The sequence below is a fragment of the Rossellomorea vietnamensis genome, from assembly GCF_025398035.1.
GTDB classification, from domain to species: Bacteria; Bacillota; Bacilli; order Bacillales; family Bacillaceae_B; genus Rossellomorea; species Rossellomorea vietnamensis_B.
In genome coordinates this window covers 1403690-1419175 of record NZ_CP104558.1, presented here as the reverse complement: position 1 = coordinate 1419175, position 15486 = coordinate 1403690, and the positions used below count along the sequence as shown (strand labels likewise).

General features: G+C 43.3%; 18 protein-coding genes. 12 read left to right on the top strand and 6 right to left on the bottom strand.

What is annotated here, in order from left to right; all coding sequences use genetic code 11:
* Nucleotides 1–170 precede the first annotated feature (170 nt).
* Nucleotides 171–1784, top strand: coding sequence for a long-chain fatty acid--CoA ligase (locus N5C46_RS07270; protein ID WP_261751498.1), 1614 nt, complete (start codon nt 171–173; stop codon nt 1782–1784).
* 101 nt (nt 1785–1885) lie between these two features.
* Nucleotides 1886–2680: an enoyl-CoA hydratase gene (locus tag N5C46_RS07265; protein WP_261751497.1), complete on the top strand. Its 795-nt coding sequence runs from the start codon at nt 1886–1888 to the stop codon at nt 2678–2680.
* Between the two features lie 94 nt (nt 2681–2774).
* Here N5C46_RS07265 and N5C46_RS07260 read toward each other — a convergent pair whose 3' ends face one another.
* Complete coding sequence (locus N5C46_RS07260) at nt 2775–2960, bottom strand: YhzD family protein (RefSeq protein WP_261751496.1); 186 nt, start codon at nt 2958–2960, stop codon at nt 2775–2777.
* Between the two features lie 191 nt (nt 2961–3151).
* Between N5C46_RS07260 and N5C46_RS07255 the strand changes: the two genes are divergently transcribed.
* The 6 genes from N5C46_RS07255 to N5C46_RS07230 all read left to right on the top strand — a co-directional run bounded on the left by N5C46_RS07255 (nt 3152) and on the right by N5C46_RS07230 (nt 10897).
* The gene (locus N5C46_RS07255; RefSeq protein WP_261751495.1) at nt 3152–4051 is read left to right on the top strand and encodes an ABC transporter ATP-binding protein; all 900 of its coding nucleotides are present in this window, start codon (nt 3152–3154) and stop codon (nt 4049–4051) included.
* Nucleotides 4044–5294 carry an ABC transporter permease gene (locus N5C46_RS07250; protein WP_261751494.1) on the top strand — a complete coding sequence of 417 codons (1251 nt, stop codon included), beginning with the start codon at nt 4044–4046 and terminating at the stop codon, nt 5292–5294. The genes N5C46_RS07255 and N5C46_RS07250 overlap by 8 nt, the downstream gene beginning before the upstream one ends.
* 143 nt (nt 5295–5437) lie before the next feature.
* Nucleotides 5438–6649, top strand: a complete 1212-nt coding sequence (locus N5C46_RS07245; protein ID WP_261751493.1) for a metallophosphoesterase family protein — start codon at nt 5438–5440, stop codon at nt 6647–6649.
* Nucleotides 6650–6654: 5 nt separating this feature from the next.
* Entirely contained in the window at nt 6655–9606 is a 2952-nt protein-coding gene (locus N5C46_RS07240) for an ATP-binding protein (protein ID WP_261752299.1), read from the top strand.
* A 53-nt stretch (nt 9607–9659) separates the two neighbouring features.
* Complete coding sequence (yhaM, locus tag N5C46_RS07235; RefSeq protein WP_034763296.1) at nt 9660–10601, top strand: 3'-5' exoribonuclease YhaM; 942 nt, start codon at nt 9660–9662, stop codon at nt 10599–10601.
* Between the two features lie 116 nt (nt 10602–10717).
* Complete coding sequence (locus N5C46_RS07230; protein WP_034763298.1) at nt 10718–10897, top strand: sporulation YhaL family protein; 180 nt, start codon at nt 10718–10720, stop codon at nt 10895–10897.
* A 52-nt stretch (nt 10898–10949) separates the two neighbouring features.
* On the opposite strand, the gene N5C46_RS07225 is transcribed toward N5C46_RS07230, so the two are convergent.
* Nucleotides 10950–11903: a peptidylprolyl isomerase gene (locus tag N5C46_RS07225; protein WP_261751492.1), complete on the bottom strand. Its 954-nt coding sequence runs from the start codon at nt 11901–11903 to the stop codon at nt 10950–10952.
* A gap of 186 nt (nt 11904–12089) precedes the next feature.
* Here N5C46_RS07225 and N5C46_RS07220 point away from each other — a divergent pair, with 186 nt between their 5' ends.
* From N5C46_RS07220 to N5C46_RS07210, 3 genes are all read left to right on the top strand, one after another.
* Nucleotides 12090–12176, top strand: coding sequence for a YjcZ family sporulation protein (locus N5C46_RS07220; RefSeq protein WP_044337791.1), 87 nt, complete (start codon nt 12090–12092; stop codon nt 12174–12176).
* 92 nt (nt 12177–12268) lie between these two features.
* A complete protein-coding gene (locus N5C46_RS07215) occupies nt 12269–12352 on the top strand; it encodes a YjcZ family sporulation protein (protein WP_060670486.1) in 84 nt (27 codons plus the stop codon).
* A gap of 127 nt (nt 12353–12479) precedes the next feature.
* On the top strand, nt 12480–12575 hold the full coding sequence (locus tag N5C46_RS07210) for a YjcZ family sporulation protein (RefSeq protein WP_079534381.1): 96 nt from the start codon (nt 12480–12482) through the stop codon (nt 12573–12575).
* A 63-nt stretch (nt 12576–12638) separates the two neighbouring features.
* Here the strand turns inward: N5C46_RS07210 and N5C46_RS07205 are convergent, their stop codons facing one another.
* Both N5C46_RS07205 and N5C46_RS07200 read right to left on the bottom strand, forming a co-directional pair.
* A complete protein-coding gene (locus N5C46_RS07205) occupies nt 12639–12818 on the bottom strand; it encodes a hypothetical protein (protein WP_034763303.1) in 180 nt (59 codons plus the stop codon).
* Between the two features lie 221 nt (nt 12819–13039).
* Nucleotides 13040–13576 carry a DUF3267 domain-containing protein gene (locus tag N5C46_RS07200; protein ID WP_034763304.1) on the bottom strand — a complete coding sequence of 179 codons (537 nt, stop codon included), beginning with the start codon at nt 13574–13576 and terminating at the stop codon, nt 13040–13042.
* Between the two features lie 183 nt (nt 13577–13759).
* Between N5C46_RS07200 and N5C46_RS07195 the strand changes: the two genes are divergently transcribed.
* Nucleotides 13760–14089 carry a YhaI family protein gene (locus N5C46_RS07195; RefSeq protein ID WP_261751491.1) on the top strand — a complete coding sequence of 110 codons (330 nt, stop codon included), beginning with the start codon at nt 13760–13762 and terminating at the stop codon, nt 14087–14089.
* A 1-nt stretch (nt 14090) separates the two neighbouring features.
* On the opposite strand, the gene N5C46_RS07190 is transcribed toward N5C46_RS07195, so the two are convergent.
* The gene (locus N5C46_RS07190; protein ID WP_261751490.1) at nt 14091–14666 is read right to left on the bottom strand and encodes an HTH-type transcriptional regulator Hpr; all 576 of its coding nucleotides are present in this window, start codon (nt 14664–14666) and stop codon (nt 14091–14093) included.
* 366 nt (nt 14667–15032) lie between these two features.
* Nucleotides 15033–15404, bottom strand: a complete 372-nt coding sequence (locus N5C46_RS07185; protein WP_261751489.1) for a YtxH domain-containing protein — start codon at nt 15402–15404, stop codon at nt 15033–15035.
* Nucleotides 15405–15486: the final 82 nt, after the last annotated feature.

Sequence of the window (15486 nt, the reverse complement as noted above, 5' to 3'; positions counted from 1 at the left end):
TCAATTCGAGTGGCGCGTTTTTTATTATGGCTTCCGTTTCCTTGTTCATTACAGGAATATTTCATCCCGTCTTAAAGGAGATATCATCATGAAAGGAGAATTAGTAAGATAGACATAGAAAATCAGACATTTTTTGTAAACGCTTACTATTTTGAGGGGAGAGATCGAATATGATGCAAACACCTCTGCTATTGACACAAATGATTGAACGAGCCGAAAAGTATTTTCCTAAGAAAGAAATCGTATCCCGGACAGAGTCGGGGATCAACCGCTTCACATACAAACAGTGGGGTGAGAGAACGCGGAGGCTGGCAAGTTCCCTATCGAAGCTCGGTGTTGAAGAAGGGGACAAAGTCGGTACACTTGCATGGAATCATCATCGTCATCTGGAAGCGTACTTTGCGATTCCATGCAGCGGAGCCGTATTACATACGATCAATATCCGCTTATCGCCACAACATATCGTCTACATCATCAATCATGCCAAGGATCAAGTATTGCTCATCGACCCGGACATCGTCCCGCTCATTGAAAAGGTGAAGGACCAGATCCCGACGGTTAAAGCCTTCATCGTCATGACCGATGGAGAATTGCCTGAAACGACCCTCGAGCCTGTGTATCATTATGAAAGCTTGTTGGAAGAAGGGGATCCATCGTTCCAATTCCGCAACGACATTGATGAAAATGCCCCTGCTGGAATGTGTTATACGTCGGCCACGACCGGAAATCCCAAAGGAGTCATCTATTCCCATCGGGGCATTGTGCTCCATGCAATGGCACTCGGGCTGGCTGATACGACAGGCGTCAGTGAGAGGGACGTTGCCCTACCGGTGGTGCCGATGTTCCATGTGAACGCCTGGGGACTCCCGTTTGCGGCGGTCTGGTTCGGTAGTAAGCAGGTTCTGCCGGGACCATATTTCACCCCTGGACTGCTGGCCGGGCTCATGCAGGATGAAAAGGTGACCATTTCCGCAGGGGTACCGACGATCTGGCTTGGATTACTCAATGAATTGGAGCAAAACGAGTATGATCTATCAAGTCTTCGATCCGTTCTGTGCGGGGGATCGGCAGCTCCTAAAGGGATGATCCGGTCATTTGAAGAGAAGTTCGGCATCCCGTTCATGCATGCGTATGGCATGACTGAAACGAGCCCGCTCGCTGTGATCGCCGCATCCAAAAGCTATCATGACGACCTTTCTGCCGAAGAGAAGCTCGACTTGAAAGCGAAGCAGGGGATCCTCGTACCTGGATTAGATATGAAGATCGTCGGAAAAGACGGAGAAGTGGCATGGGATGGTATCGAAATGGGCGAGCTTGCCCTAAGGGGTCCCTGGATCGCTTCTGAGTATTATGAAGATGAACGTACCGAGGATGCGTTCAGGGATGGCTGGCTATATACCGGGGATGTCGTCACCATTGATGAAGAGGGCTATATCAAGATCGTTGACCGCACGAAGGATCTGATCAAATCTGGCGGGGAATGGATTTCTTCCGTCGACATTGAAAATGCCCTCATGGCCCATGAGCATATCTTCGAAGCTGCTGTGGTGGCAGTGCCCCATGAGGAGTGGCAGGAACGCCCGATTGCCTGTGTCGTTTTAAAGGAATCGGGAAAAGGAAGTGTGACCAAGGAAGAAATCATGGATTTCCTGAAGCCTCAGTTTGCGAAATGGTGGCTGCCGGATGAGATACTGTTCCTGGATGAAATCCCGAAAACCTCTGTTGGGAAATTTCTGAAGAGGGCTCTGAGGGACCAGGTTCAGGACCAGATGAAACAAATCTAATTAAGACGGGAGATCGGCTCTATGTCGATCTCCGTTTTGAATTATTGTACTTTTCTAAATAATCATTCTGCGCTATGCTAATAGAAAGGGGAGGGATTTTTTTGACAGTGTCAAATCAATACGAAACAATAAAATTACATAAAGATGGGAAGGTGGCGAGGGTTCATTTGAACCGGCCGCAGTCCCTGAACGCATTGGATGCCCGGCTGATGGAAGAATTGCTTGCTGCTTTGAAGGAAGTGAAACATGATCCAACGATTTCTTTATTGATCCTGACAGGGGAGGGGAAGGGATTTTCCTCCGGTGGAGATATTAAATCCATGCTGTCATTAAGTGGAGAGGAGCAGTTCTCACGGATCATGGATACGATCAGTGAACTGGTGATGACTTTATATTCCATGCCGAAAGTGGTCCTGACAGGCATTCACGGGGCAGCGGCGGGACTTGGGTTGAGCCTGGCTCTTGCTTCTGATTATATCCTTTGTGAAGAAGACAGTAAGCTCGCCATGAACTTTATCGGCATCGCTTTGATCCCTGATGGAGGAAGTCATTTCCTTCTACAGGAACGCCTCGGCACGCATAAGGCAAAACGTTTGATCTGGAATGGAAAAGTATTTGAAGGACAGGAAGCCCTGATGAAAGGGCTTGTCGATGAAGCCATACCTTCAGGGAAATTGGAGGAAGGCATAGCACGCTATACCAAACAGGTATTAAGCGCGCCGACGAAAGCAATGCTGAAAACGAAAGAAGTATACGTGGAGTTGAACAAAGAAAGATTGCAGCATGCACTTGATCTTGAGAAGGAAGGTCAGTGGCTCATGCGCCAAACCTCCGATCACCAGGAAGGCATCCGCGCATTCGTGGAGAAGAGAAGACCTGAATTCAAGGGTGAATAATGGAAAACGGGAATCAGTCTTAAAGGCTGGTTCTTTTTTGTACATGCAAAAAAATGCATTACAGCCATTGAAGTCTGTAATGCAAGAAGTCATTCTACACATGAAACAGCAAGAGTTTCCCTAGTGGGGACGTACAGCGATGCGTATGTTCAGCATAGCCTTTTTCCTCAAGCATGGTTTCTCCCATTTTCTTCGCTTCATTGTCAGAGGAAGCTTCGAATGATTCGTCCAGGATTTTTTTGCCGTCACGCTCGAATACCGTCAGTTTATATACTTTCATTATGTAATACCCCTTTGTACTTGAAATGGTGTTCTTCTTTATTTTTTCATACTATCATTTTTTTGTGAAGTCTAAATAGTTTGATAACGAAAAAAGAATGGAAAATGAAACCTTTTATGGATAGAATCGTAGAGTACTAGAGAAAAGAATGCCGGATTTCATTAATGGGGCAACAGGAGGGAAAACAAAAGATGAGTTTGAAATTACAACAGGTCACCAAAAGGTTTGGGGATTTCACGGCGGTAGATGAACTGTCACTAGAAATTCCCCCAAGTGAAATGTTCGGGTTCCTCGGGGCGAATGGAGCCGGAAAGACGACGACCTTCCGAATGGTGTTGGGATTATTGGATGCAACAGAAGGCAGGATCACGTGGGACGGCAAGGGGATTGATTATTCAACCAGTCCGGAAATCGGGTATCTCCCGGAAGAAAGAGGACTTTATCCGAAGATGAAGGTAGGTGATCAAATCGTCTATTTGGCACGCCTGCGGGGGATGGAAAAGAAGACCATCCTGAAAGAACTGGATTATTGGCTGGAGCGATTCAATGTTCCTCAATACCTCAATAAAAAAGTGGAGGAACTCTCCAAAGGGAATCAGCAAAAAATTCAATTCATCGCATCGGTCATTCATAAGCCTAAACTATTGATTCTTGATGAACCATTCAGCGGTCTTGATCCCGTGAATGTGGAGCTGTTAAAGGACGCAGTAAGGGAAATCAAGAAGAACGGAACGACCATCGTGTTTTCAAGTCATCGGATGGAGCATGTGGAGGAGCTCTGTGAAAGCTTGTGCATCATGCATAAAGGGCGTCCCGTGGTACATGGAGGACTGAAGGAAATCAAACGTTCCTTCGGAAAGAAGAATGTCGTGATACATGCAGATTTCGACCTTACCTACCTAAAGGACATTCAGGGAGTGACAAAGATTAAAGAAACGACGGAAGGAGTCCTGCTCCAGGTGGAATCCGAGGCTGCCGCCCAAGGGGTATTTCATGATGTCGTCAAAAAGGGCTTCCTTCGTAAATTCGAGCTGGAGGAACCTTCACTGAACGATATATTTATAGAAAAGGTGGGAACTTCTTATGAATAATTTCTTCTTGATCCTCGGTCATTCCTATATGTCAAAATTGAAAGCCAAGTCTTTTATCATATCCACCATCATCATTGCGGCTGCACTTGTCCTGCTGGCCAATTTCGACAGCGTCATTTCGAGTTTCACGGTTGATGAAGGAAGCAGGGTAGCGGTTCAGGATGAAACGGGCAAATTATATGAACCGCTCCTGGAGCAGCTGGAGATGATGAATAGTGAGATTCAATTAAAGCCTGCCTCGGAGTCAACAAAGGAAATCGAGAAAAAAATAGAGTCGGAAGAATATAAAGGTTTACTGGTCTTAACTGAAAGCAGTGATGGGCTGCCACAGGCCCTGTATAAATCAAACTCGTTATCGGAGTCTGCTGTGACCGGAGAATTGCAGGCGGCCCTGCAAAATGTGAAATCCTCCCTTGCTGCGGGTAAGCTGGATCTGTCCGGGGAGGAGCTATCCTTATTAAGTGCCCCCGTAGATTTCGAGAAGGAGGCACTGCTAGAAGGGGCAAAGTCTGAAGAAGAACTGAGTCAGGCAAGGGGCATTGTCTACGTCTTATTATTCTTTATCTATTTCTCGGTGATTGCCTATGCCAATATGACAGCGATGGAGGTCGCCACAGAGAAAAGCTCCAGGGTCATGGAAATCCTCATTTCAAGTGTGTCACCGGTCAAACAAATGTTTGCCAAAATCATTGGGATCGGTCTCGTTGGCTTGACTCAATTAGCCGTTATCCTTGGTGTAGGTTATTTTACCCTGATCCGCAAGAAGGATGAACTGGTAGGGGGATTCTTTGAAGGGTTCGGATTTGAATCCCTATCACTCAGTGTCATCATTTATGCTATCATCTTCTTTCTGCTTGGTTATTTCCTGTATGCAACCCTTGCAGCGCTACTCGGATCACTTGTGAGTAGAATTGAAGATGTTCAGCAGATGATTATGCCGATGACCTTCCTGATCATGATCGGGTTCTTCATATCCATGTTTGGTCTCGGAAGTCCGGAATCGGGATTTGTCACGGTTACATCGTACATCCCCTTTTTCACACCGATGGTCATGTTCCTGCGTGTCGGGATGCTGAACCTGCCGGTGTATGAGCCGATCATCGGGATACTCGTCCTGGTTGTTTCCATCGCTTTGCTGGGAGTATTCGGTGCACGTGTCTATCGTGGAGGAGTGCTATTATACGGGAAGTCCAATTCATATAAAGATATTAAGAAAGCTATCGATTTAACATCAAAGAAATAAGTGGAAGGCTGTCACCTTTAAAGTGGCAGCCTTTTTCAGTATGAATGTGATAAATTGTGAATCCATACTGAAATCTTCCCCGGTTTTAGGATATAATGAATGAATATCAGAACGTATATTCGTAGTGTTGAAGGAGGGACTTCATGGAGAACATACGGTTTTTTCATGTAGCAGACTTACATTTGGACAGTCCGTTTAAAGGGCTGAAGCATTTACCGGCAGAAGTATTTGAACGAATACATAATAGTACCTTTGCTTCTTTTGAAAAAGTGGTGAAAGAAGCGATTGCAAGAGGGATCGACTTTATGATTCTCAGTGGGGATCTGTTTGATGAAGAAGACCGAAGCATAAGGGCTCAGGCTAAATTAGTGAAACAATTTCAAATCCTTCATTCACATGATATCCCTGTATACGTCGTCCACGGAAATCATGATCATCTCGGCAGCCGTCGATTAGAACTGGATATGCCGGATAACGTACACATTTTTCACGAGAAAACCGAAGTGAAACAGCTTACCACAAGGAATGGTGCCCTGGTTGATATTGTGGGCTTCAGCTATGGAACAAGGCATATCCGGGAAAGAAGGATCGGGGAATATCCTAAAGGAGCCCGAGGGCGTTATACGATCGGGGTCCTGCATGGCAGTGAAGGGAGCATGCAATCTTCCCATGAAACGTATGCCCCTTTCACGATAAATGAATTATTGGAGAAGAATTACCATTACTGGGCACTCGGACATATTCATCAACGCCGGATCTTGCATGAAGAGCCATTTATCGTCTATCCCGGCAATATCCAGGGCAGGCATCGAAAGGAGACCGGTGCAAAGGGATGCTATGAAGTCTTACTTGGTGAGCATGGGACAGAGCTGTCGTTCATTCCCAGCCATGATTTGCTGTGGGAAACATGTGATGTATCCCTGCATGGTATAGGAAGGTTTGGTGAGGTGTTTCAGCGCATCCAACAGGCGATGGAAACCATACATGAAGATAGCTTGATTGAAATCGTCCTAACCGATGAAGATTCGCTCCCTGAAGATATGATGAGGAAGGTTGAAAATGGCGACCTCCTGGAGGCGCTGCAATCCGATATAGAAAGTCGTGGAGAATTGAAATGGGTTCACTCCATACGCCGGTCTCCCGGCACCACAGTGTTAAAGGAACGGGATCCCTTTCTTCAGGATATGATTTCAACTCTTGAAAGCCTGGAAGGGGAAGAATGGAAAGAAGTCCTGGCAGAGCTGTATGAACATCCGTCAATCTACCGGTTTCTTGCACCTTTGGAGGACGAAGAGAAGAACAATCTAATAGAAGAAACAAAGCACTTACTGAAAAGTGGGGGTGAAAGAAATTGAAGCTGATGGAACTTCATATATACGGATATGGGAAGCTTGACAACAAGCATTATACACTTAGCGACCTTCAATTATTCTATGGAGAAAATGAAGCGGGTAAATCCACGATCATGTCATTCATTCATAGCATCCTATTTGGTTTTCCGACGAAACAGCAATCTTTGTTGAGATACATTCCGAAATCATCGTCCGAGTATGGTGGGAAAATCCTTTGTCACATGGAAGATCAGGGGATTGTGAGCATCGAGCGGGTCAGAGGGAAGGCTGCGGGAGACATAACCGTCCAATTTGAAGATGGAAGAGTGGAGGGAGAAGAAATCCTCCAACAATTGTTGGGCAAAATGGACCGGTCCACCTATCAAAACATCTTCTCATTCAACCTGGATGGCCTTCAAAACATCCAGCGACTCAAAAAAGAGGAACTGAACCGATATTTATTCACAGCGGGATCTACAGGGACGGACCTTCTATTGAAGCTTTCCCAGGACTGGCAGAAAGAAAGGGAACTGCTGTTTAAGAAATCAGGTAGAAAACCGAAGATCAATGTCGTGCTTTCCGAACTGAAAGATCTTGAAAAACAAGTGAAGGAAGGGAAAGAGAAAAACGATCAGTACCTGCCGCTCATAGCGAGACGCAAATCTTTGGAGTCGGAAATATCAGCCTTGGAGAAGGAAAAGGAGCTTCTTTCTGATAAGAGAGAACATCTTATTTCCGTAAATGAAAATTGGGATACCCTTGTCCAATTCAAAGATGTGGAAAAGCGCCTCTCCCAGCTGAAAGACCTCGAATTCCCACCAAACGGATTGGAACGGATGAACGAGCTGAAAATCGAAGAAAGACAAACATCAGCCTATCTTGAGACCCTGAAAAGCAAACAAAAGGATCTAATGGAAAAGTTGGAATCAAAAGATCTGGACCTTACATTAAGAGAAGACATTCCGTTTATGGAGGAACTATTGTCCCGTCAATCCTCTTACTTGAAGTGGAAAGAAGAGAGCGGGGAGCGAAGCAGAGAATTAAGAATGGTCCACAGTAAAATCAGCGACACCATCCGGGAATTAGGGCTGCAGGTTGAAATGGAAAATATCCCGTCATTGAACACAAGCCTGATGATGTCTGAAAACATCCAGCAGGCTTTGGATGATCAGACCAAACTCCTTTACGAACGGGAAAGCCTGGATAAGCTTCAAGAAGAGGAAATGGAAGAACTTCAAGCCATTGAAAGAAAATGCGAAAACTTAGAACAACGATTAATGGAAGAAGATGAATATCAAGAATTACAACGAAAGGTCAAGGCCCTAACCGGCAAGCATTCTACGAGGGAGCAGATGGAATGGGTGAATCTGCAAGTAAAGGAGGCAGAGGGAAACTATAGCCGAAAAAAAGCTTCCTACTCGTATCAGATGCTGATCAGTGGTGGAGCATTCCTGATTGCAATGGGATTCGGTTTATGGGGGGTATTCTCCGGCAATTGGATCATGGCAGGTATGAGCTTGCTGTTTCTGATGGTTATCGGTGGAACCATCTTTCAATCGAGGAAGAATGTAAGGAATGAAACCGACACTCTTCAAAAGCTCAAAGAGAGAGCCAAAGCTATTCAACCGGAGAAAACCGGGACCCTGGATACAGCAGAACAAAGCCTTTTGGAACAAATGGAATTTCGCAACGAGTGGAAGCAGCGGGTCTTATCGTTAGAAGAACAGGAGCTGAAGATACAGAAGCTTCAGGAGAGAAAGGAAGAGCTTGAGAAAGCGATCATCAGGGGAGAAGGAAGGATAGAACGCCTGAAAGAGGAACTATACTTACCTTCCGATTTTCATTGGAAGTGGCTGCGTGATGCATTTGCCAAGATGAAAGAATTAGTCTATTTATATGAAACATATAGCCATTTATCCGCTGAAGAGGCTTATTCAGAGAAGAAAGTGAAAGAATTCACTGAAGAATGTCAGGGTTGGTTTCACCGCCATGCCCTCTTGTTCACGACGGTGGACGAAGCGCTGCTTCAATTGAAAGGGATGCTGCATGATCTGGAGAAACGACGGCTGGTAGTCGAAAATATTGTTGCAGAGTTAGAGCCTTTAACTATGGATATCGAAAAACATTCCATAGAAATTGAAAAAATCCGCCGTGATCTACATGATCTTATTCAAATAGCTGGCTGCACCGGGGAAATGGAATTCCGGGAGAAGGCTATGAAGGTTCAGGAACGAAGCGAATTTAAGTCTCAATATAAGGGGATGAAAACGAGATTGACCCAAAAAACCCTTGATACGTTTCTTGAGTTTAATTCGTTGGAAGAAAGCAGGAGGGAATCGGCCCGGGTTTTACAAACCATCGATGAATTGTCAAAAGAGCTGTCCGCTCATCAAAAAGAGCTCGCCTCCCTTTCGTATGAAATCAAAACGTTAGAAGAAGGTAAGAGCCATTCCGCCATCCTTCAAGAATTCGAAAGCAAAAAAGCCGAGCTGGGGGAGCTTGCCTTTGAATGGTCTACGTATACATTGGCAGGGGTCTCGTTAAGGAAAACAATGGAGCTATATCAGAAAACCAAAATGCCGAAAGTCATAGAGCTTGCAGAAGAAAACTTCAGGGAACTGACAGAAGGGCATTATCAGCGAATTTTCTTACTTGAGGATGAAATGATCAAAGTGGAGAGGATGGATGGGACCATCTTTGATGCAATCGAACTCAGTCAAGGGACGAAAGAGCAGCTTTTTATTTCAATCCGCTTTGCCCTCATTCAATCGATCGGTGATAAATATCGATTGCCTGTTTTGATTGATGATGGGGTAGTCAACTTTGACCTGGCCAGAACAAAGGCATTTCTTTCGCTCCTAAGGAAAGTGGCAAGAGATCATCAAGTGCTATTTTTCACCTGCCACCCCCATATCAAACAATCGTTCACGGATGAAGAGATGATTGTGTTAAAGAGGAAGGAGTCGATCCGGACTTCCTGAGTACAAAAATATGATATACTGAAACTACTTTTATAGTGAACGGAGGAGAACAGATGTCAGGTATTACACATTTCAGCGTAGGTGAGACGATCGACTTGCCATTATTAATCAAGCAAATGACAAAGGGTACCACAAATACAGGAAAGCCGTTTCTTACGCTGATCCTGCAGGATAAGAGCGGAGATATGGAAGCGAAGCTCTGGGATGCTTCTGAGCAGGATGAGAAGGCCTACCAGCCTGAAACGATCGTTAGGGTCGTCGGGGACATACACAGTTACCGCGGGAAGAATCAGCTGAAGATCAAACAGATCAGACCCGCTTCCCCGGCGGATGGCTATGCCATTTCAGACTTCCTGGAAACGGCGCCGGTGAGCATAGATGAGATGACGAGCAAGATTACACAGTATATCTTTGAAATGAGAAACCCGAATATCCAGCGCATCACAAGGCATCTGATCAAGAAATATCAAAAGCCTTTCCTTGAATATCCGGCAGCTACTAAGAATCACCATGAATTCGTATCAGGCCTTGCTTATCATGTGGTCTCGATGCTGGATCTTTCGAAAGCCATTGCCGGACTGTATCCTTCCCTGGATTCGGACCTTCTCTATGCAGGGGTGATCCTTCACGATTTAGGGAAAGTCATCGAGCTGTCGGGTCCTACCTCGACAACGTACACGATTGAAGGGAATTTGATCGGGCACATCTCGATCATGGTGAATGAAATCGGGAAAGCAGCGGATGAACTGGGAATCGAAGGCGAAGAGGTCATGATTCTTCAACATCTCGTGTTGAGTCATCACGGGAAAGCCGAGTGGGGAAGCCCTAAGCCGCCACTCATCCGGGAAGCTGAAATCCTTCACTACATCGATAATGTCGACGCAAAGATGAATATGCTTGACCGTGCACTTCAGCGGGTAAAGCCGGGAGAGTATACGGAGAGAGTATTCGCACTCGACAACCGTTCATTCTATAAACCAACCTTTCATAAATAATAAAAAGAATCCGGTCCATGGACCGGATTCTTTTTTTCTATCATGCTGTCATGTTTTCTTTCCGACCCTCATATAGTGTAAATAAAAGAGGACAAACCTATAAGGAGATGAAGCAAATGACCCTGCCTATTTGGATGTACCTGGTTGTAGCAGGAATTTTCGGAAGTGCCTTTATGACGATCAAATCGGCGAAAGAAGAAAAGACGCTGGAAGATGAATGGATTGAGAAAGAAGGAGAAGTGTATATACATCGAATGGAAGAGGAAAAAGAGAAGAAGCGGCAACTGACGTCTTGATCAAATGATAAAAAAGGACTGATGGCTTAAGGTAGCCGTCAGTCCTTTTTGGTTATTCCTGTTTTTCCGTTGCCGGAGCTTCGCCTTCAGGTGCAGGTGTTTCTCCACCCTCAGGAGCTGCAGGGGGATTCAGTACTTGATCGAATGATTTTTTCAGATCTTTATCTTTGATGTTCAGATCAGCTTTTTCGATTTCAGCTTTCATCGCTTCCTGGATTTTTTGAGGATCCACTTTGGAAAGCTTCAATTCTTTTTCGATCTCCTTTTTCATTTCGTCAAAGGATTTCTTTTCTTTTTTATCAGTCACTTCGATGATGTGATAACCATATTCTGTTTTGATCGGCTCACTTACTTTGCCTTTTTCAAGAGTATCCAGTGCCTTTGAAAATTCAGGGACAAAGTTTTGACGACCAGCGTAGTCTACCCATCCTAAGCTTCCGCCGTTTTCAGCAGAACCGGGATCTGTAGAGTACTCCTTGGCAAGATCTTCGAATTTAGCTCCATCAGCCAATTTTTGTTTGACTTCTTTCGCTGTTTTTTCATCTTCTACAAGGATGTGGCGGACTTTAATTTCAGGCTTCCATTTCTCGTAGTAGTCTTTGACTTCTTTATCCGTTACTTTCACATCGGAAATGGCGGCTTTTTCTTGAAGCAATTGAAGCTTCAGATATTGTTTGAACGACTTTTCGTCCAGATTATATTGTTGTAAGAACATATCGAATTGAGGTCCTAGTTGATCTTTCGCTTCATTCAGCTTTTTATCAACTTCCTCTTTTGACACGTCATACTTGTCCTCAAGGACTTTCGTATATACCAGTTCCTGAAGGGCCTGTTCCATTTGTGGAGTGAATTTTTGTTTCATTGATTTGTAAAGTTCATCTTTTGTTACATCTCCGGCTTTTGTTGTTGCAACAACGTCACTGTTTCCTTCAGCTCCGTCACCGCTGCATCCTGCAAGTCCTACGACTCCCGCAGCCAGTGATACTGAAATGATCCATTTTTTCATGGTGACCAACTCCTACAATAATTTCGTTTGATGGCTTGTCAAAATCTACAAAACATACTATAACACACTTCTTCCATTTAAAAAAATATTTTCCAAACTAATCTTCAGAAAAATGGGCATTTTACACACCCATTTCCTAGGTACTTTCATATGATAAGAGCGAAGAGAGAAAAGGAGGTAATAAATATGAGCTGTGGATACAATTCCGGATTCGCGTTAATCGTAGTGCTGTTCATCTTATTAATCATCGTTGGTGCCGCATATATTTGCTAAAAAACTAAAAAATTTAATTTATGACATTAGCCTAAACAAAAGGCAACTAACTTGAATAAGATAAAGTAGCGCTTCAAAGGAGGTGGAAAGTTATGGGTCACGCATACGGCGGAGGTTTCGCGTTAATCGTAGTACTGTTCATCCTGTTAATCATTGTAGGTGCAGCATGGCTATAATTTAGCCTCAGGGTTTAGGTTCACCGGATAAAGACTGTAAGAGGGGGCAATACCTTAAGAAAGGCTGGCCCCTTTTGCTTCATATTCATATGTTTATGCTTTTCATACATGAAAGGAGGAAGCGCATATGTCAGGTGCTTGCGGCGGGTACGGCGGAGGTTTCGCGTTAATCGTAGTTTTATTCATTTTGTTAATCATCATTGGTGCAGCATACGTTTGCTAATATAAATAGATAAAAAAGCAGATCCGGTTTTCCGGATCTGCTTTTTTTCCCACATTTCATGTTCTATGTAAATAGTATCTCTATGTAAGAAGAAACCAGCAGTATGGTGATTAGGATATTGATGGTCCTGAATACCTTAGGTTGGCGTTCTTCAGGTATTTCTTTTTGTAAACATAATGCGTTGGTCATTTTATTTATATAAAATAAGATGAAGACAGCAAATACTAAAAACATGGAGATCATCCAAACCCCTCCCCGTTATCTCCTATAGACTATACATTACCAAATTATTTCCCTAATTGGTAGCAAGAGTGTTGCCTTAGTTCATGTAAATGAAGCTTTTTTCGTATATGGAGCCCTTCCCGTTATGAAGAATGAGTGAACGAAAGCAGTGAATTATCCCTAAAATAGGAGAAGGATGATTTTATCCATCGAGTGTATGCTTCAATGGCCATCCATCATCCTTACTGATAAATCAATATTTCGTATCCATCTTCATTTTCTTCGATTAATGCATTCTTTGGTGAGTCCATCAACTGTTTCGCATAAATGAAATCAATGGCACAGATCCCTGAATGAAATGCAAGGAGCATGGTAAAGTAATGCGAATAATGTGGGAAATGGAAGCACCCGTATAATAAAATACTGTTTAGTACAAAGAATGGGGCCACAAGGGCAACCAAATAACGGTATTTTGAAATTGGCTGATCCACCCGCAATGAAAGGATCGGCAAAAAATACATTTTTCTGTTGCATTTGCATTTTATTTTTCTCACGAAAGGCAAGATGGGCACGATGTGAAAAAATTTATGCAACGGATAGATACTGATCAGTCCCACGAAGAATCCCAGGAAATGCTTATCGTAAAAAGCACTCGGAAATAGTAAGTTGATTGGTACGTATATTAATGAGAATACCATCATCATGATGATGGATGAAAGTAAAAAGACTCGGTAAAATCCAAATTGTTTTTCCAGATTGATTGTTTTCCAGCAATGCATAAAAAAATCGCCTCCATTAGACGAATAGTGGTTAATTAAGTGCTTTACATACTTTATTACGATTGCCGGAAAAAATCAATACATTTTAGAAGGATTTTTCTTATTTTTTGAAGGGAGTTTGAGGAGACATGTATGTGATAGTTTTGTACAATAAGAGTATGAGATAAATAGCGGGTGATAAAGATGCACGAACTAATGAAACGAATAGAAAAACTTGAATACCATCAGAGGTTGATGGCTGAAATGATGCCTGGAAACGGATTTCCCTTTTATCGCCTGATCATTCGAAATGGATTGTCAGAGAGGGAAGTGAAGGAGTTCTTTCAAACTTGTGATAGATTGAGCATGAAATTTGAAAAACAAAAAGCGGAAGGATTCGTATACAATACTCCGCTTTTTAAAGAATTTGAAGAAGGGCTTCATGCAAAGCTGAAGGTGCATGAAGTCGTGGATAGTTGCCTGGTTCAGAATATTTATCCAGCTTTGATGGTACAACTACAGAAGAGCTTGTAGATCAGGCCAGTTCTTCCTCATCTTCAAATAGTTCACCGAGCTTTCCATTATCATCAGAAAAATCATTTTCAATATTGTGAAATGACTTTTCGAATATTTCCATAAAATCATTTCCATAGATATTACGGACGACGGTCATCATTTCGATCATTTCAGGAAACTTCCCATATAATTCCCGTAATGGAGCCACTCCCTGGAAGATCGAATGACTTTCCGGCTGGTAGTTCTTCATTAGATCGAGAAGGATATGCTCCCCCTTGGCCGTCAGTTGAATGTACGTATTCCGCTTATCATTCTCCCGTTTAGAAAATTCAAGAAGTTCACGTTCCTCTAATTTCTTCGAAAAGTTAAATGCCGTTGAAACATGCATAACACCGAATTTGGCCACGTCCGAAATGGAAGCACCCTTTAAATGATACGCAATCCAGAGAATATGATGTTCATTGATATTTAAGTCGTATGGCTTGATCCATTGCTGCCAGTCCTTTTCTATGGCCTTCCACAAAGCTTTACTTAGCTGAGCCATCCTTTGACTGAAGAGCATTGCCTCTTTCAAAGTAAATTCTCTTTCCTTCATCTCATTCACCCACTTTGCTAGAAAATCTTTTTTTACTATAAGCTGTTCTGAATTGTTACGTTGTAAGCAGTTCCAAAGGATACGCTTAACGATCATCAAAAAAGAAAGCGCTTATATTTTATTATGCCAATAAAGTAATAATTAATAAAGGCTAAATTGACAAAATTTTTCGAAGTATATAATTTCTGGTTGGTTTACCGGCCTCATATTAGAAAGATAAGAGGGTTTGAACCTTGTAATGACGGGATTTATATTGGAAATCACTATTCTGAAAGAAATCGGAGTGGAATTAAATTTTATTTTAAATAAAAGAGAATCCCCGTAAGCCATAACCCACAAATGGGTGGAAGGCAAACGGGGACAGGGTTATTGATTCGTCGTATTGGCTGAGTTGATCGATTTTTCCAGTTCTTCGATGGTTCGCTGGATGGATTGGATTTCTTCCTGAAGGCGCTGGTTGTTCGGCTCGGTTGAAGCCTGCCACTGCTTGAAGGAAGCTTGGAGATCCTTTGAAAGCTGAAGGACGGTTTCCTTTCCTTCCTGTGACAGGGTGCCGATTGACTCTTTCAATTCACCGATGTGGCCTTTCATCTCCTCGATGACCACGGTCCAATCATCTTTCTTGTCTTTGATTTGTGCACGGATTTCTTTACCTGATGAAGGGGATGTCAGCAGGGATGCGACTCCTCCGACCACTCCACCGATTAATAATCCGTAGGCAAGAGATTTTTTATTCATTATGTTCACCTCGTTCTTCTATTTCTATAATACTATATTTCTCCAATCAGTATGTATTCTCCTTTTCCCTTTTAGAACAGAT